The sequence below is a fragment of the Acinetobacter sp. GXMZU3951 genome, assembly GCF_054457875.1.
Genome location: NZ_JBTLFO010000006.1, coordinates 94,680 through 112,666 on the forward strand (window position 1 = coordinate 94,680; position 17,987 = coordinate 112,666).

Here is a 17,987-nt window from a genome sequence, read left to right on the forward strand (position 1 = left end):
CTCAAAGACAGAAGATGTCATGATAATGACATCTTCTTCTTTTATGCTGTGTCTATAACGAGAGTTTAATCTTTTGTTTTTGGTGAGCTTTTAATTATTGTTCACGCTCGTATGCATCATCTTCGCCTATTTGAATACATCCTGAACTTGAGCATTGGCATGGTGCTGGAGCAGACGATAAATTTCGTCCTTGAGGCGCAGTTTTTTCCGTTTTAAGGCTTCAATATCATCATTGATGCGAAAAACGGGATTCAGCTCTCGTTGGCAAATCTCCTGATCGAGATCTGCATGTTCTTCAAAAATTCTTGCAAAATGCGGATTTTCTTGTCGCAATTGCGGAATAATCTCACGATGTTCGGGAAACATGAGTTTGACTTTCTTGTTACATTCTTTTGTTTTCATGGCAACCGTTTTACTCTTCTGTTAGTGCTGAAAGAAAACAACCCATTGCTTGATGATTAATCAAAAAAATGGGTTGTATGACAGGTTTATGATTGTTGAATATGGGAATGCCGAACTTGGCGCCGTAGTTGTTGGACTTCATCAATTAAATCCAGCATCATGGCGACCGCCGAAAAACTGGCATCAAAATCCCGTTGTAAGCGGTAGGCTTTACGCGCACGTGAAACATCTTCACCAAAGAATTGATGAATTCGATCTTCTGGGCGAGACGGTAAAATATCGTATTCTAAAAGTTGTAACACCCATTCAGGGCTTTGACCACAGGCTTCGGCAAAATGTTTTAAATCGAAACTACGATGTTCATCGACGATTTCTGCGGTACTATAACCGTCGCAAATAATTTCACGATAATGAATTGTTGTCATAGCGTTCTCCTTAAAGTTGTCGAGGCTTAAACTGCTGAAAAGCTTGAGCAAAAGCTTGGTAGGCTTGCTGTTCTTGCTCAGTTTGAGCAGGTGGATTCACAATGTTAAGAATTAAAAATAAGTGTCCTGGTGTTTTATTGGGAATCCCTTGATTTTTTAAGCGTAATTGTTGTCCCGTATGGGCATTTTTGGGTAAGTTCACCTGCACTTTGCTCCCTGCTGGAGTCAGCAATTCAATTTGCTGACCAAGCGCAGCTTCCCAAGGACTCACTGGAACGGTGTAGTAAATGTCTGCACCTTCGACCCGAAACTGTGCGGTATCCTTGTAATAAATTTCAATATACAAATCCCCGTTTTCTCCGCCACGGATGCCAGTTTGTCCTTGACCCGATAAACGAATCTGTTGTCCTTCTTTCATGCCTTTGGGAATTTTGACTTGGAGGGTTTTGCGTTGTACCTCAGGTTCACCATAGGCATTAATGCTCGGAATTTGCATGGTGATTTGCTGTGAGGTGCCATGAAATGCCACATCTAAATCGACTTCAATCCGTGCATGCTGGTCTTCACCACGAAAGGACTGCTGTCTTTGCTTGTACTGATAGTTACTTCCTCCAAAGCCTGTACCAAAGCGACCAAATAAGTCTTCAAAGCCCGAGAAGTCTGAACTGCTTCCCTGACCAAACCCCTGCCGATAATATTGGGCACCATCAAAGCCAGATTGACCTGCTTGCCCGCCAAAGTTGGCGAATCCTTCAGGATGATCCAGGATGAAGTCGTATTCTTTCTTTTTTTCCTCATTACTGAGCGTATCGTAAGCCACATTGACTTCTTGCATTTTGGCTTCGGCATCACTCTCTTTACTGATATCGGGATGGTACTTGCGTGCCAGCTTTCGATATGCTTTTTTTATTTGGTCGGGGGAAGCTTCGCGTGTTACCCCAAGGATCTCGTAATAATTCTTAGGCATATGAGCATAGTAATATTGATGATATTTTCACCAATATTATTATGTCTTTCTGAAGCAGGGAAGTAGTGTAGAACTGTTGATATTTGTTTCAAATCATGACGGTGCAATAGCAATGCGCCTTTTAGGCAGTACAGATTTCTCCTTATTCTGAGAATATTGAATGACTTATATTGATTTATGCAAATGCAATGCAATTTAACGAACTGAAACCTGCACCTTCTGGTGTATGTCATATGCCAGATGCATAAAAAAAGCCCGAATCGGGCTTTTTTATAACAGAAGTCGGGTGTGCATTAAGGCACTTTAATCCATGTCATATGCCGTACATTGGCCGAGCCTGCAACCTGACCACGAATTTGTAGATATTTATTTTGCTGTCCTAGACGCGCTTCTGAAACATATAAATGTCCTGAAACGGGGTCCAGAAAACGTCCCTCGATATATTGATCCCGGTGTTCTGGGTTTTTCTTCAATCCCGATAAAATGGTTAAACCCAAAACGGGCTGATCTTTAAAACTTCCTGGACATTTTTGGCAAGTAGTTAGCTTGTCCTTACCTGCAATAGCGCGAATTTCGGTTACTTGCGCTTGATAATTCCCCTGCGGATCTTTGCTGATCACGACATCGGCCAGTGAATGTCCTGTACGATCATCCACGGTTTTCCATTTCCCGAGCAGCGGGTCGGTTGCGGCAAAGGTGTGCAGGCTGCAAAGAAGGCTAGACATCAAAACCGTGCGGGAAAGAAACGTTGTTCCCATGAAGGAATACCTCATTGTATAAGTCGAAGTGGTATGAATCACATATTAAAATTATGGATTTATTGTCATGATAGGACGCAGTAAACAGTATTTTTGTTGTCTTGGTCGCAGTCTTTTATAGAGTGATTGCGGAGTTGAAATATATACGATTTTAGTCCAAGAGCCGAAAACTTAGGGGGGACTATAGGATGGGGAGTTGTTTTTTGTTGTGGTTGCAACCGAAGAATTCATTCGGCAGCACAGATCTGCCTATTGGTTCATGCAGACATGCTCCAACAGGCAGGGATGGCGGTGAATTTAGCTGAGATGCTCGCCAAATAATGCCAGTGCTTCTTCTGCGGTGAATTGATATTGCGTATTACAGAATTGGCAATCCATGGTAATTGGATTTTGATGCTCTAGGGTTTCACGTACAGCCTCGACCCCAATTTGTTGCAGGGCATTGGCACAACGTTCTTTAGAACAGGTACAGCCAAACTGTAATTGCTCTACTTCAGGCAAGCGGACATCTTCTTCGTTATACAAGCGATACAGAATTTCATTGGCATCTAATTCGGTCAGCTCATCGACTTTGAGCGTTTCCGTCAGCATGGTCAAACGCGGCCATAAATCTTCATCTACGCGCTGCTGTTCTTCTTCATTGATACGTGGTAACAGTTGAATCAGTAAACCACCTGAGCGCTGTGCAGTACTCGCTAACACAATGCGAGTCGGAATTTGTGCCGAGAGGTCGTAATACTGCATCAAGCAACCAGAGAGTGTCGGTTGGTCTAAGGGTACAATCCCTTGATAGCGCTCACCAAACTCAGGCTCAATGTTAATAAACAACACTGGGCTAAGCAAAGCTTTCAGCACTGTGCTGCTGTCGCTTGCAGCTTGAAAACGCGGATCTTCTTCATAATCCGCCAAGGCACGGACTTCACCTAAATGGTTGCATTCCGCCATGGCCCATTTAAATGTTCCAGAGGCTTGAATTTGTAAGCTGATACGCCCTTTAATTTTTAGCGTGCTGGCCAACAAGGCGGTCGCACTGAGCATTTCGCCCAGTAAAATTTGCACGGCTTGTGGGTAGTCGCGTTGAGCTAGAATGGTTTGTAAGGTTTCTTCTAAATGAACGACTTCACCACGTACAGGGCAATCTTCAATATAAAAGCGTTGACGTATATCAGACATAATTTTCTCCAAAACCCTGCTTTAATGGTGGCGATATTGTAAAACACAAGTCATTTTGCTTCATCTCGTGTCACATCTATTCGGGTAGAATCTAAACCGCGCTGTAAATCGACGCCTGTTTCGACCGCACGAATTTCTGCATCGCGCTCAAATAAATGTTCCAGTTCAGCTAGGGCATTGCGATGCGATTCATATACCTTCTGTTCGTCGGTATAGACGCGTTGTTGCTGTGCCAGAAGCTGTTCATCATAATCGCGAAAGAGCTCGATACTTTTCTTGGCATCGCTGTCACTGACACCCAAATCACACAAGGCACGATACGCCATGCCAAGCGAAGATAAATAGGTTTCTCGCCAAATATGCTGCACACCTAAGTCACGTAATAAGTGTACATGATGTCGGTCTCGTGCTCTGACTAATAACTGTAACGTAGGGTAATTCAGGCAGATATGGCGTGCCACATTCATCGAGTCTTCAATATCATCAATGGCGAGAACAAAGACTTTGGCCTGTTCAATACCCGCGGCTCTTAAAATGTCAGGATGGGTGGCATCGCCATAATACAAATGCCCCCCATAGTTCCGCACAAAATCAACTTTTTCCAGATTGCTGTCGATGGCCGTAAACTTTTGATGTTGCAGATGGGCCACCCGTGCAATGGTTTGTCCAAAACGACCAAAACCTGCAATGATCATGGCCGGTTGCTGATCCAAAATTTCATCATAAGCGGGTACTGTGACAGGCGTAAGATGGGGCACAATTCCTTGGCGAATAATCCAGTATAGAACTGGGGTGAGGATCATCGAGATAATCACCATTAAGGTGATAGGCGCGATAATCGCTTCTGTGAGCAGCTGTTCAGTTTGTGCCACGCTGAATATGACAAAAGCAAATTCTCCACCCTGTGCCAAACAACTGGCCAGTAGCAAGCTGTTGGGCCAAGACAACTGATAATAACGGGCAATGGCCGCTAAAAGGGTGAATTTGATCAACAGCAAGAGTAGTGCACCCGCCAAGATAAATAGCGGTTGTTGCCATAAAAGCTGAATTGGAGTCAGCATCCCCACGGTGATAAAGAACAGTCCCAGTAACAGTCCTTTAAAAGGCGCAATACTGGCTTCCAGTTCATGTCGAAACTCAGAATCCGCCAGTAATACTCCCGTTAAGAATGCACCTAATGTGGTGCTGATATTCAGCAGATCCATCAGTAACACCACAGCGAGAACAATGAATAAACTGATCGCTGTAATTAATTCATGTGCACCAGTTTTCACGATAAAGCGAAAAAAAGGTCGAATTAAAAAGCGACTAAACAAAAATAGTCCGGTAAATGCCGCCACGATTGCTGCAAAGTAGGCGATGCCATAATGGGTGGATTCATTGCCCGCGAGTAGGGGAATTACCGCAATCAGCGGAATCGCGGCAATGTCTTGGAACAATAAAATTGAGAAAGATTGTTGTCCATAACTGGTATTCAGTTGCTGCTTTTCGGTCAACAGTTGTAATACAAATGCGGTTGATGACAGTGCCAGTGCGCTTCCAATCACCAGACTGGTCGCGATGCCTTGTTTTAACACCAAAAATAGAATGCTGCCAATCACAAGGGCCGTAATGCCCACTTGTGCACTGCCCATCACAAAAATGGACTGACGCATCGTCCAAAGCCGTTGCGGTCGCAGCTCCAACCCAATTAAAAACATTAGGAAAATCACGCCAAATTCAGCTAGTTTGTGAATCGCTTCAGGATCATTGGCAATATTCAGTACATGTGGTCCCAAAACAATGCCCGTGATGAGATAGCCTAAGACTGTAGCAATCCCCAAGCGTTTTAGGAGCGGCACCACCAGCAGGGCTGCACCGAGAAAAAGCGTGATTTGCAACAATAACGACATGCCTCTGTCCTGAAAAATGGGTTCTATACTGAAAGTAACAGTTGAGTGTGCATTCAACTCAATTCTTGCGGGTCAATATCCAGACTCAGTTTCATGCTGGCAGGCTTATGTTGCAACATATTTTGCCACCAAGACCGTAAGTAATAGTGTAAGCGTGCACGATCTTGAGACAATAACACCATATGCGCTTGGTAACGACCTGCTTTACGCTCCATCGGTGCTGGAATTGGTCCCCAGATTTCAATACTTTGTGCTGAAATCTCACGTAACTGTTGCGCATATTCACCGAGATACTGCTGATTGTGTTCCTGACTTTTCGATTCACAGCGAATCAGTGCAGCATAGCGGTAGGGCGGGAACAGCGCCTGCTGCCGTTCTTTTAAGGTTTGGCGAGCAAATTGACGATAATCACCATCAACCAAGGTGTGCAATAAGGGATGCTCTGGACGCAGCGTTTGTAAATAGACATCGCCTTTTTTCTCGCCGCGTCCTGCACGCCCTGCAACTTGCACGATTAACTGTGCTGTACGTTCTGGGGCACGAAAATCGACACTGAGTAAACCTGCATCAATATCTAAAATTGCCACTAAAGATACATAGGGGAAATGATGACCTTTGGCCAGCATTTGTGTACCCAATAAAATGACAGGCTCGCTTTTTTGAATCCGCTCATAAATTTTTTGCCAACTGCCGACCCGGCTGGTTGAATCACGGTCAACTCGAATCACATCAACCTCGGGGAAGAGTTCATTTAAGTGTTCTTCCACTTTGGCGGTGCCCATGCCAATCGGTTTCAGTTCAGTATGATGACATTGCGGACAATGATCGGGCATGCGGTGAATAGTGCCGCAGTGATGGCAATGCAAGTGCTGGTAAGGTTGAGTATGCAAGGTAAAATTGGCATCGCAGTGCGGGCATTTGGCTTGCCAGGCACAGCTTTCGCAAATCAGCACAGGGGCATAGCCACGACGATTTAAAAAGATCAGCACTTGTTCTTTTTTTGCTAGACGTTTATGCATTTCATCCAAGAGGAACTGACTAAAACCATGCTGCTTACGGCCAACTTTCAGATCGAGAATATGTAGTTTCGGCAATAAGGCTGTACCTGCGCGTTGGTTCAACTCTAAACAGGTCAGTTTGTTGAGATTGACCAAGGCATAACTTTCCATGCTTGGCGTGGCTGACCCCAAGATAATCGGACAGTTTTCCAAATGGGCGCGATACAGTGCCACATCACGGGCATGATAACGGAAGCCTTCTTGTTGCTTAAAAGATAAGTCGTGTTCTTCATCTAGAATAATTAATCCCAGATTCGGCAGCGGGGTATAAATGGCGGAACGGGTTCCCAGAATAATCGACGCCTTGCCCATTTGCGCACTTTGCCACGCTTGCAAACGTTTGCTGTCGGTGAGACCTGAATGCAGCAAGGCAATATGACAATGAAAACGGGACTGAAAACGACTGATGGTTTGTGGTGTCAAACCAATTTCCGGCACCAAGACCAAGACTTGTTTACCTTGTTTCAGCACCTCTTGCATAATTTGCAGATAGACCTCAGTCTTGCCACTGCCCGTCAAACCATCCAGTAAAAAAGCATGATAAGACGACAGCGATTTGAGTACCTGCTGAATCGCATGTTTCTGATCGAGATTGGCAGTCAAGGGCATTTGAGCCAAGCTCATGGTTTGTGGACTAAAGTCTTTCTGGTCTAAATAGCTTTCACAAATTCCTTTCTTTTCTAAGGCTTTTAAAGTGGCAGTTTCAATGCCGGCCAAATTCAGAATATTTTCCGAGGTACCTGCAGGATGCAGCTTTAAAATTTTATAAGCATGCTGCTGTTTCTCCGAACGCTTGATTTTTTCCTCAGCATTCAGATCCAGCAAACGCCACATATGTGCCAACAGGTCGTAAGGTTTACCTTGGCGTAACAGGGTCGGTAATGCGCTTTGAATGACCTCACCAATCGGAAATTGGTAATACTGAGCCGCCCATGTCAATAAAGTTAAAACTTTGTGATCTAAAATGGCCTCATCATCTAACAGGGCTTGAATTGGCTTTAATTTGAATTTGGGGTTGCTGGGGGCATCTAGGGCTAGCTTTTCTGTAATCACCCCAATGAGATTGCGTGGTCCGAAGGGAACGGCAACCCGTGCCCCAACCTGAGCACGTGCATAATCTGCAGCGCTAATTTGGTAGTCAAAACAGTCATAGACATGTGCTGGAACGGCAACACGAATACGATAAAGAGGCGATGAAGGCGGTACAGAATTTGGCATAAACAGGTCAAATGTTCCAGCTGAATAGTCGTCGTGTGAAGTCTAGAGTTATGTTAGAGTGAGCGAATAAAATTTATATTCAAGAATATGAATGATTTTAGTGGTCAGACGCAACTGCGCTGAAGGAAATTTCGGAAAATTAGAGCATTACAATGCCTGCATATCAATTTACGGCCATCGATGCTTCAGGGAAGCAGCAAAAAGGGGTACTAGAAGGCGATTCTGCCCGTCAAATCCGTCAACAATTACGTGAGCAATCTTTAATTCCTGTTGCTGTCGATCCTGTGGAGCAGAAAGATCAGCAGCAAGGCGGGCGTTGGTTCCAAAAAGGAATTACAGCCTATGATTTGGCGCTGTTTACCCGCCAGTTGTCGGTTTTGGTGGCAGCCGCCATTCCTTTAGAAGAAGCATTACGCGCCGTTGCCAAACAAAGTGAAAAAAACCATGTACAGCAGTTGGTACTGTCAGTGCGTTCCAAAGTCTTGGAAGGGCATTCCTTGGCCAATGCCTTACAGCAATCGGGGCGTTTTCCTGAACTGTACCGTGCCACTATTGCTGCGGGTGAACGTTCGGGACATCTGGATCTGATTTTGGATCAATTGGCAGATTACACCGAAAACCGGTTTGCCATGCAAAAGAAGATTCAAGGCGCGATGATCTATCCGATCATTTTAATGCTGATGTCCTTTGCGATTGTGATGGGGCTGATGACCTATGTGGTACCCGATATCGTAAAAACCTTTGATCAAAATAAAGATGCATTGCCATGGATTACTGTAGCACTCATGAAAGCCAGTGAGTTTATTCGTATGGCGTGGCCCTTTTTATTGGTGGTCAGTGTGCTCGGCATCGGGGTGTTATTACGATTTTTAAAAAGTACCGCGGGGCATTATGCTTTTGATCGTTTAGCACTCAAACTGCCATTATTTGGTAAATTATCGCGTGGTATTAATGCGGCACGTTTTGCCAGTACCTTGTCTATTTTGACCCAGTCGGGCGTACCTTTGGTCGATGCTTTAAAGATCGGTGCAGCGGTGAGTAATAATTGGGTGATACGGGATGCCGTGAACTTGGCAGCGGAAAAAGTCACCGAAGGCGGCAATCTGGCGACCCAATTAGAGCGCAGTGGTTATTTCCCCCCGATGATGGTACAAATGATCAAAAGTGGGGAGGCTTCCGGTGAGCTGGATCGGATGTTGGCACGGGCATCACATATGCAGGATCGAGAGGTTACCACGCTGATTTCGACCTTGTTGGCTTTGCTGGAGCCGTTAATGCTGGTGCTAATGGCCAGTATTGTTTTGGTGATTGTGATTGCGGTGATGCTGCCAATTGTGAACATGAATAACATGATTTAAAGAGAAAAAGATTTCCAAGAGAGTTGTTGCATGCAAGTGAATAAATATCAAATCAAACAATCGGGTTTTACTTTAATTGAAGTGATGGTGGTGATTGTCATTTTGGGCGTGTTGGCTGCCCTGATTGTTCCCAATGTGATGGGGCGTGGTGAAAAGGCCAAGGTCGACACGACTGCGATTACCCTAAAAGGGGTGGCAGGGGCTTTAGATCAATATAAATTGGACAATAGCAAATACCCATCGATGCAGGATGGCGGTTTAGATGCTTTGGTGAACCAACCCGCTTCTGCCAAAAACTGGATGCAAGGCGGCTATGTCAAAGGCGGCTATCCAAAAGACAGTTGGGAAAATGATATCCAATATATCAGCCCAGGGGCTGAAGGTCGTGCCTTTGATTTATATTCCTTTGGTGCCGATGGTAAAGAAGGTGGTGAAGGTACCGATGCCGATATTTATTATCAGCCTTAATTAAAAAAGAGATTAAATCTAGTTCTGAGATTATCACTTTATGTTATGAAATATTCAATTATAGATAAAGTGATAATCTTTCTTGTTCAGGTTTTATAATATAAGATATTGAAAAATAATATATATAGATAATCATTGGTTTTTGAGAGTTATAATAAGAATTATTCCTAACTGTAATGCTTACAAAAATAGTCAACTATGAAGATAAATAGTCTTTTTATTTAAAAAAATCCTTGCATAATGATTTACATAACAAAAAATTGTTGTGGGGGAGAATAGAATGAAAGCATTCGTGATATCAGATCAAATTACCCAATTTCATTGGGCGATGCTGAAATCGGTTGTGTTAATTCTGACTGTTTTGCCCATGATACAAGGTGCATTGACCTTGTGGCAGCATACCGAAGGGAGCAGTCAGATTATGGTGGGCTTTGTCAGCCTAAGTATTGTGACAGCTTGGAGCGTGGTCTGTTTTTTAAAGGCACTCAAGGCCACACTATGGCAATGCAGGGGTCTGTCACACACTGAGCAAGTGGTATTCAAATTGTACCGTTATGTTCCCATGCTATTTTTGTCGAGTTTGGCAGCTTATTTGGCAACCCAAGTCACGGTTCTATTTTAGCGTTGAGCAGTGCCAGTGAAATATATGTGTTGAAAAAAAGGGAGATATTGATCTCCCTTTTTTATGTCTTAGCGTCGAGATTTAAAGGAAATATCGACTTTGCGTGGTCGGAAAATCCAGCCAATGATTAATAAGAGCGCTGAGAATCCAAGAATTGGCCAGTCACTCAGGCGGGTATACAGGGTTTGACCTTGCATCGCCGGTAAATCACCGCGTAACACTGCTTTTTGATCCAGCGGAGCTTGGCGCACGATATGGCCGTGATGGTCAATGAAGGCTGTCACACCCGTATTGGTGGCACGAATAAACCAGCGACCATTTTCTTTGGCACGCATTTGCACCATTTGTAAATGCTGCCAAGGTCCCGCCGTACCAGTAAACCAGGCATCATTAGACACCGTGACTAAGAAATCACTATTGCTGGCATTGCGTCGGGTTAGATTTGGATAAGCCACTTCATAACAAATGGCCGCAGCTAAGTTATGCTGCTTAATCTGTAAGGGCTTTTGATCGGCAGCACCACGTGAAAAACCGCTCACCGAAGGATCGTTTTGTAAGGCTGGCAGTACCCAACTGAGCATGCCAGACAGCGGAATATATTCGCCAAATGGAACCAAGCGTTGCTTTTTATACAGCCCATCGGCATGATCCCCGAGCGCCATAATACTGTTATAGAACATGGGGCTGTCTTGTTGTGCCGAAGCCTTTAGATCCCAATACGGAATGCCAGTGACCCAAGAGGTTCCTGTTTTTTGCGCTTGAGCTTTCATGGCATCCAAGAACGGTTGGATATCAGTTTGGAACATCGGAATAGACGACTCCGGCCAGACAATTAAATCCCGTCCCCATTCAGTTCGAGTGAGTTCAGCATAAATCATCAAGGTTTGGGTCTGGTATTCTGTCAGCCATTTCAGGTCTTGCGGGATATTGCCCTGAACGAGGGATACCGTGAGAGGCTTTTCTGCTTTCGGTTGTACGAATTGTAGTTGAGCCGCTCCCCATGCTCCTAACAGTAAAAGCACCGCGGGAATGAGCCAAAAGAATTTTTTATGGAGCATCTCGACCAAGGCACAGGCCAAGAGAATCACCACAAAGGATACCCCAAACACGCCAAAAAGTGGTGCATAGCCATCGAGGAAACGTTCGGTAAAGGCATAACCGACGAATAACCATGGGAAACCTGTAAATACCCAAGTTTTTGCCCATTCAAACAACACCCAAAGTGGCGCAAAGGTCAGTGGCGTTTCGGGGAAAAATCTGCGATAAATCCAGGTTTGTAGTGCGGTAAAAAGGCCCATCGCCAGCGCCATGATCGCAATCATAATGACACTGAGTACAGCACTGGTATCGCCATAGACATGGATGGAGGTGTAAAGCCAAAAGGCGCCAACAAACCACAATCCGAAACCATAGCCCCAGCCAATGAAAAACGCCTGTTTTGCAGAACGTTGATGTAAGCAGGCATACAGTAAGGCCGGGGAGAGGAGTGCAATCCACCAGTAGTAATAAGGTGCCAAGGCAAAGCTTAGAATGGCACCAGCACTGAGGGAAATCATGAAAGGTAAAATGACGGGGAGCTGTTTTTGTTGTTGTGAAGAGTTTAACAGCGCCTGAAAATAAGTTCTCATTTAAGTACAGCTCGAATCAGATGAATAGTACGTGCATCTGCTTCTACAATGGTAAATTCCCAATCGCCAATTTCAATCACTTGACCTTGTAGATCGCTCACTAAACCAATTTCTTGAAGCAATAAACCGCCCATAGTTTCTACTTCATCGTCAGGAAAATCAGCATCTAAAAGATTATTAAAATGTTCAATTGGTGTAAGTGCCTGCACCAACCAAGTATTGGCTGTCTTCGGATCATCATCTGGTACGATGTATTGAGCTTCTTCATCGACCATGTCGTGCTCATCTTCAATCTCTCCGACAATCTCTTCAAGAATATCTTCAAGGGTGACCAAACCAGAGGTTGTCCCATATTCATCAATCACGACAGCAATATGGGTTTGCGTGTTTTTCAACATACGTAAGACTTGGTCAGAGCGAGCACTTTCAGGTACAAACAGCGGCTGACGCATCAGTACCCGAATATCGACTTTACTGGCTTTTTCCGTGAGGAAAGGCAATAAGTCTTTGGCCAGTAAAATCCCGACCACATTATCGGGCTGATCGGATGAAAATACCGGAAAGCGCGAGTGTGCAGATTCAATCAGCACATGCAAAATATCCAGTAATTCATCATCTTCTTGCAGGCTAATCATCGCGGTACGCGGAGTCATGACTTCACGGATTTTGGTTGCAGGCAGGTCAAGCACGCCTTCAAGCATTGCAACAGTATCGGGTTCTAAAAAACGACGTGAATCTTGTACTAATTTTAACAGTTCGTCGCGAGTTTCCGGTGCAGTTCCTAACCACTTTCTTAAGCCACGCATGCCCCACGACGGGCTTGATTCATCGTGCATGATCTTTCCTAAAGGCTCTATATATGAAAAAAATTATTTTCATCATACCTTAGAAAATGCAGATGTCTATGCAAAAAATATAGCAAAATATGAATGTTATCGTCATTTTTCAATCTTGAGTCTGGTGCTGAAATTGGCATTTTTAGCATCATTTGGCTGCTCAAGCAGCCGCTGCTGTGCTGTGCTGAGTTTATGTTAGAATATCCCTGTTTCTAAGCCTAGAGTGTCCTGATGTCTGAATCCTCTGTTACCCCGACCTTACAATTAAATACCCGTGGTTTGCGTTGTCCAGAACCTGTGATGATGCTGCATCAAGCTATCCGTAAATCAAAATCAGGGGATGTGGTTGAGGTATTTGCAACGGACAATTCAACTTCTTGGGATATTCCTAAATTTTGTCTGCATTTGGGACACGAGTTATTATTGCAAGAAGAACGTTTAGATGAAAATGGCAATAAAGAATTTCATTATTTGGTGAAAAAGGGCTAATTAGCCAGTAAGTTTTACCAATAAAAAATCCCCTCATTTGAGGGGATTTTTTATGCAGCAGTAGTGCCGAGTAAAATGCGACACAATGTGCTGATATTACATGTTCGGGTAGTTAGGACCACCGCCACCTTCTGGCGTTACCCAAGTGATGTTTTGCGATGGATCTTTAATGTCACACGTTTTACAGTGAACACAGTTCGCCGCATTAATTTGGAAACGTTTTGAACCGTCATTATTTTCCATGATTTCGTAAACACCGGCAGGGCAGTAGCGCTGTGCAGGCTCATCCCATTTTGGTAAGTTGACATTCACTGGAATAGAGGCATCGGTCAGTTTCAAATGCGCAGGCTGGTTCTCTTCATGCACCGTATTTGAAACGAAGACTGAAGACAAACGGTCAAAAGTTAATTTGCCATCTGGTTTTGGATAGTTTGGTTTAAAGCTTGCCGCATCGACCGTTTTTAATGCACTGAAGTCAGGCACGAGGTCATGTAAAGTGAACGGTACTTTAAACACGTTTTGGTCGATAAAGTTGAATGCACCACCCATCCATTGACCAAACTTGTGCATGGCTGGACCAAAGTTACGCGCGTTGTATAACTCTTCTTTTAACCAGCTGTTGTTGAATTTCTCGGTGTAAGCCGTGAGTTCTTTCGCGAAGAAGTCTTCACCTTCAGTGACACGAGCAATCGCGAGATCACCACCTTTGGCAACACCGGCTTGAATCGCTTCAAATACGGCTTCACCACACAACATGCCTGATTTCATGGCGGTGTGTGAGCCTTTAATTTTAGCGAAGTTGAGGAAGCCTGCATCATCACCAATTAAAGAACCACCTGGGAAGGTAAACTTCGGTAGTGAGTTGAAACCACCTTTCACCACGGCACGTGCACCGTAAGAAATACGCTTACCGCCTTCTAAATACTGTTTCACCAGTGGATGGGTTTTCCAGCGTTGCATTTCTGCAAATGGGTACATGTGTGGATTTTCGTAAGATAAATCGACGATCATCCCCAAAGTCACTTGGTTGTTTTCTGCGTGGTATAGCCACCAACCGCCTGAAGAACCTGTTTCACTTAAAGGCCAGCCTGCACCATGCATCACTAAACCGGGTTTGTGTTTTGCAGGATCAATTTCCCAAAGTTCTTTAATCCCGATGCCATAGTGCTGTGGATCGGCATCTTTGTCCAAATCAAATTTGGCAATGAGACGCTTACCTAAGTGACCACGACAGCCTTCAGCAAAAATGGTGTATTTGGCATGCAGTTCATAACCTGGGGTAAAGTTATGCGTTGGCTCGCCATCTTTACCAATGCCCATGTCACCAGTTTGAATACCTTTGACCGTGCCATCTGCATGGTAAAGTACTTCAGCTGCAGCAAAGCCCGGGAAAATTGAAACTTCTAGCTCTTCCGCTTTTTGACCTAACCAACGCACCACGTTGCCCAATGAAATGACATAGTTGCCATCATTGTGCATGGTTTTTGGCACCATCCAATGTGGCGCTTCTTGCGCTTTTTCAGGCGACATCAAGAAATAGGTTTTATCTTCCGTTACAGGAACATTTAAAGGCGCACCTTCTTCTTTCCAGTTCGGGAAGAGTTCATTGATTGCACGTGGCTCGAGTACAGCACCTGAAAGAATATGTGCACCGACTTCGGAGCCCTTTTCTACCACACAAACGGATAAATCAGATAAATTGTTTTCAATCGCAAGTTGACGAATTTTGATCGCAGCAGAAAGACCTGCAGGGCCTGCGCCTACGATAACGACGTCAAACTCCATCGATTCACGTTCGATGTGTTCCATGTAGGACTCCTCATATTACTTAAAGGTGGCAACTGTATGACTCTTTACAGTGCTGCCATGAGTGTTCTTAAATATTCGGCACAACTGTCATAGCATGCCTTTTATATTGTGGGCTAGTATAGTTTTAAACCGCGGTCTAGCCAATTGGCTGAATCATAATATTTTTACGTCAAGTAGGCATTAATTCATGGTAAATCAAACTAATTCCAGTAGCCCGACGAATAATTCAGCGAAAATTGATGATAAAAACTTAATGAGTATTGCACAAGACTTAAAAAGTGCACAGGGCGGTCACAAAAGGTCAATCCCCCCTTTGGAGCAATGGCAGCCAAAGCATTGTGGCAGAATGGATTTAAAGGTTTTAGCCAATGGAGAATGGTGGCACGAAGGTCAATTGATTAAGCGTCAGTCCTTACTGGACCTGTTTTCAAGCGTGCTTTGGAAAGAAGAGGGGCGTTTTTATTTAAAGACCCCCACCGAGCAAATTGAGATTGAGGTAGAAGATGAACCCTTGTTCGTCAATCAAGTTGACTCCGTGGTCATTGAGGATAAACGCTATATTCAACTGCAGACCACACATGATGATGTGATTATTGTTGATGTAGCACATCCTATTTTTATGCGTGAATATGCTGGTGAACTGCGTCCTTATGTGCATGTACGTTGGGGAATTAATGCCTTAATTCAGCGTTCGGCTTTTTTTCATTTAATTGAAATGGGCACACTGCTTGAAAATGAGCAGGGTGATACCATCTTAACGCTACAAAGCGGTGATTTTCACTTGCAATTAGGCACTTGAGGTTTAAGCTTGTTTTATCTCCCATCCAAACCTGTGAATAGTGTGTTATGACAGCGATTCATCCGATTTATCCCTTAATCAATCCAATGCCAAAAGCGCAGTTGGATGCCCCGATTGGAATTTTTGATTCGGGTATTGGTGGATTGTCGGTGGCGCAAGAAATCGCTCGCTATTTACCCAATGAACGGATTCTCTATTTTGCCGACACGGCCAATGTGCCCTACGGTCCGCGCGATGATCAGGAAATTCGTGAGCTGACGGCACGCGCCATCGAATGGCTTTATCGCCAAGGCTGTAAAGTTGCAGTGGTGGCTTGTAATACCGCCTCAGCCTTTAGTCTGGATTATTTGCGCGAACATTATGGAGAGAATTTCCCGATTATTGGTTTGGTGCCGGCATTAAAACCCGCTGTATTGCAAAGCCAAAGTAAAACCGTCGCAGTACTGGCAACGCCAGCGACTTTTCGAGGCAAGCTGATTCATGATGTGGTACAGCGTTTCGCAATTCCTTCACAGGTCACGGTATTGCCTGTCACTTGTCTGGATTTGGTCCCTTTTGTCGAAAGTGGTCAGCAAATGAGTGCTGCGTGTTTAATGACCTTAGAACAACTTTTGCAGCCTGTGGTCGATCAGGGCGCAGACTATTTGGTGCTCGGGTGTACCCATTATCCGTTCTTAAAACCAGCAATCGAATCAATTTTTGGGCAAAAAATGACATTAATTGACTCTGGATATGCCGTTGCGCGTCAAACTAGCCGTATTTTATTAAAAAATGAGTTATTATTTGAACAAAGACGGAATGATGGTTTGCTGCGCATAGAATGTTATGTCAGTGGAAATAATGCCACACATCTAGAACCGATTTTGCAACACTTGATTCAAGCGGACTTGAGTTGGAGTATTGCGGATATCGCAACAAAATAGATGTAGAACAATAATCTGTCTTGAACTTATGCATTCATACTAATAATTGGGGTCGTCATACTGCATGGCTGTAACTGCGGTATGAAAGGAAAGGATGAGGATAACCAATGATCGATAAGCGTTATCAAGTATTTATTTCAACCTCTGGTGCGGACATGCAGCCAGAGCGCATGGTTTTATCTCAAACTTTGGTTGGTATGGGATTTTTCTCATGGGGATTAGAACAACGAACACCTTTGAGTACAGCATTTGCACGTCGTCAAATTGATGATTGTGACTATGTGATTGTTCTTCTTGGTAGCCAATATGGTGAACAATCGGTGTCTGGTGTGGGGTATATGCATCTTGAATATATTTATGCTGTGACCAAACAAAAACCGATTATTGTGTTTATGCATGAAGATCCAGCATCACGTGATCCAGCCTTGCACGATCAGAAACCAGAATTAAAAGAAAAATTTAATGAATTCCGTAAGCTGCTACAACAAGAGGCAGATCAGGTCTTTACTTACCGCACTTTGCGTGACTTAGAAATGGCCGTGCGTTTAAACATGACCCATATGCTTGAACGATCTCCAGCAACGGGTTGGGTGCGTCCTCAAAATACACAAGCCTTACATGATGAAATTGACCGTCTAAAAGCCAAAATTAACCAGCTCGAGCGCGATTTGGGGACGCGAGAAGCAGATCCATTTTTGACTTTGCCGAAAGTGGCGATGAATGAAGCCTTTGGTTTTGAATATCGCATACATGCCTATCAGGACGGTAATTTTAAAGAGCTGAAAATTCAGAAAACTCTGACATGGTCTGACTTATTGGCAGTACTGGGCAGTACTTTTGTCAATCCAACGCCTGAAGAATATTTTTCTAAACGTATGAATGAATATTTGAATGAAATTGGTTTGGACGATGCGCGACAGGAAATGCCACGTGCACATGCTGTTGCTCGTGCTCAAATCAATATTCGAGCCTTGCATAACATTAAAATGCAGATGCGCCAAAATGAGTGGATTAGTCCTGCAGGGCGTGATGACCGTCAACGCATGTTATGGAAGCTGACGCAGAAAGGACATAACATCATTGAAACTTATCTGCTTGCCGATCATCGTGTTTCTCTATCGAAATAATTGTATTAATTCATATTTAATTTAACTCAAAAGTT

17 protein-coding genes are annotated in these 17,987 nt (G+C 44.0%); 7 read left to right on the forward strand and 10 right to left on the reverse strand.

The window, feature by feature from the left end:
- Positions 1–126 precede the first annotated feature (126 nt).
- The 7 genes from ACX17N_RS10680 to ACX17N_RS10710 all read right to left on the reverse strand — a co-directional run bounded on the left by ACX17N_RS10680 (position 127) and on the right by ACX17N_RS10710 (position 7,893).
- Positions 127–402, reverse strand: a complete 276-nt coding sequence (locus ACX17N_RS10680) for a YdcH family protein (RefSeq protein ID WP_458892553.1) — start codon at positions 400–402, stop codon at positions 127–129.
- 86 nt (positions 403–488) lie between these two features.
- Positions 489–827 (reverse strand): chaperone modulator CbpM, encoded by a 339-nt coding sequence (locus ACX17N_RS10685; protein WP_458892554.1) that lies wholly within the window; start codon positions 825–827, stop codon positions 489–491.
- A 10-nt stretch (positions 828–837) separates the two neighbouring features.
- The gene (locus ACX17N_RS10690; RefSeq protein ID WP_458892555.1) at positions 838–1,794 is read right to left on the reverse strand and encodes a DnaJ C-terminal domain-containing protein; all 957 of its coding nucleotides are present in this window, start codon (positions 1,792–1,794) and stop codon (positions 838–840) included.
- 293 nt (positions 1,795–2,087) lie between these two features.
- Positions 2,088–2,552 carry a DUF2147 domain-containing protein gene (locus ACX17N_RS10695; protein WP_458892556.1) on the reverse strand — a complete coding sequence of 155 codons (465 nt, stop codon included), beginning with the start codon at positions 2,550–2,552 and terminating at the stop codon, positions 2,088–2,090.
- 297 nt (positions 2,553–2,849) lie between these two features.
- Positions 2,850–3,725 carry an Hsp33 family molecular chaperone HslO gene (gene hslO / locus ACX17N_RS10700; protein ID WP_458892557.1) on the reverse strand — a complete coding sequence of 292 codons (876 nt, stop codon included), beginning with the start codon at positions 3,723–3,725 and terminating at the stop codon, positions 2,850–2,852.
- A 50-nt stretch (positions 3,726–3,775) separates the two neighbouring features.
- Complete coding sequence (locus tag ACX17N_RS10705) at positions 3,776–5,617, reverse strand: monovalent cation:proton antiporter-2 (CPA2) family protein (protein ID WP_458892558.1); 1,842 nt, start codon at positions 5,615–5,617, stop codon at positions 3,776–3,778.
- Between the two features lie 53 nt (positions 5,618–5,670).
- Positions 5,671–7,893, reverse strand: a complete 2,223-nt coding sequence (locus ACX17N_RS10710) for a primosomal protein N' (protein ID WP_458892559.1) — start codon at positions 7,891–7,893, stop codon at positions 5,671–5,673.
- Between the two features lie 152 nt (positions 7,894–8,045).
- On the opposite strand from ACX17N_RS10710, the gene gspF reads away from it, so the two are divergent.
- From gspF to ACX17N_RS10725, 3 genes are all read left to right on the forward strand, one after another.
- Entirely contained in the window at positions 8,046–9,251 is a 1,206-nt protein-coding gene (gspF, locus tag ACX17N_RS10715; protein ID WP_458892560.1) for a type II secretion system inner membrane protein GspF, read from the forward strand.
- Positions 9,252–9,281: 30 nt separating this feature from the next.
- Positions 9,282–9,719, forward strand: coding sequence for a type II secretion system major pseudopilin GspG (gspG, locus tag ACX17N_RS10720; protein WP_458892561.1), 438 nt, complete (start codon positions 9,282–9,284; stop codon positions 9,717–9,719).
- Positions 9,720–9,999: 280 nt separating this feature from the next.
- Complete coding sequence (locus ACX17N_RS10725) at positions 10,000–10,341, forward strand: hypothetical protein (protein WP_458892562.1); 342 nt, start codon at positions 10,000–10,002, stop codon at positions 10,339–10,341.
- Between the two features lie 68 nt (positions 10,342–10,409).
- On the opposite strand, the gene lnt is transcribed toward ACX17N_RS10725, so the two are convergent.
- Entirely contained in the window at positions 10,410–11,969 is a 1,560-nt protein-coding gene (gene lnt, locus ACX17N_RS10730; protein WP_458892564.1) for an apolipoprotein N-acyltransferase, read from the reverse strand.
- The gene (locus tag ACX17N_RS10735; protein ID WP_458892565.1) at positions 11,966–12,805 is read right to left on the reverse strand and encodes an HlyC/CorC family transporter; all 840 of its coding nucleotides are present in this window, start codon (positions 12,803–12,805) and stop codon (positions 11,966–11,968) included. Before ACX17N_RS10735 ends, lnt begins: the two co-directional genes overlap by 4 nt.
- A 231-nt stretch (positions 12,806–13,036) precedes the next feature.
- Between ACX17N_RS10735 and tusA the strand changes: the two genes are divergently transcribed.
- Entirely contained in the window at positions 13,037–13,294 is a 258-nt protein-coding gene (gene tusA / locus ACX17N_RS10740; RefSeq protein ID WP_458892566.1) for a sulfurtransferase TusA, read from the forward strand.
- A 96-nt stretch (positions 13,295–13,390) separates the two neighbouring features.
- Here the strand turns inward: tusA and ACX17N_RS10745 are convergent, their stop codons facing one another.
- Positions 13,391–15,103, reverse strand: coding sequence for an electron transfer flavoprotein-ubiquinone oxidoreductase (locus ACX17N_RS10745; protein ID WP_458892567.1), 1,713 nt, complete (start codon positions 15,101–15,103; stop codon positions 13,391–13,393).
- Positions 15,104–15,290: 187 nt separating this feature from the next.
- Here ACX17N_RS10745 and ACX17N_RS10750 point away from each other — a divergent pair, with 187 nt between their 5' ends.
- The 3 genes from ACX17N_RS10750 (at position 15,291) to ACX17N_RS10760 (ending at position 17,952) form a co-directional block, all read left to right on the forward strand.
- Positions 15,291–15,902, forward strand: coding sequence for a DUF1285 domain-containing protein (locus tag ACX17N_RS10750; RefSeq protein ID WP_458892568.1), 612 nt, complete (start codon positions 15,291–15,293; stop codon positions 15,900–15,902).
- A 47-nt stretch (positions 15,903–15,949) separates the two neighbouring features.
- Positions 15,950–16,825 carry a glutamate racemase gene (murI, locus tag ACX17N_RS10755; RefSeq protein WP_458892569.1) on the forward strand — a complete coding sequence of 292 codons (876 nt, stop codon included), beginning with the start codon at positions 15,950–15,952 and terminating at the stop codon, positions 16,823–16,825.
- 107 nt (positions 16,826–16,932) lie between these two features.
- A complete protein-coding gene (locus ACX17N_RS10760) occupies positions 16,933–17,952 on the forward strand; it encodes a DUF4062 domain-containing protein (protein ID WP_458892570.1) in 1,020 nt (339 codons plus the stop codon).
- The last annotated feature ends 35 nt before the right edge of the window (positions 17,953–17,987 follow it).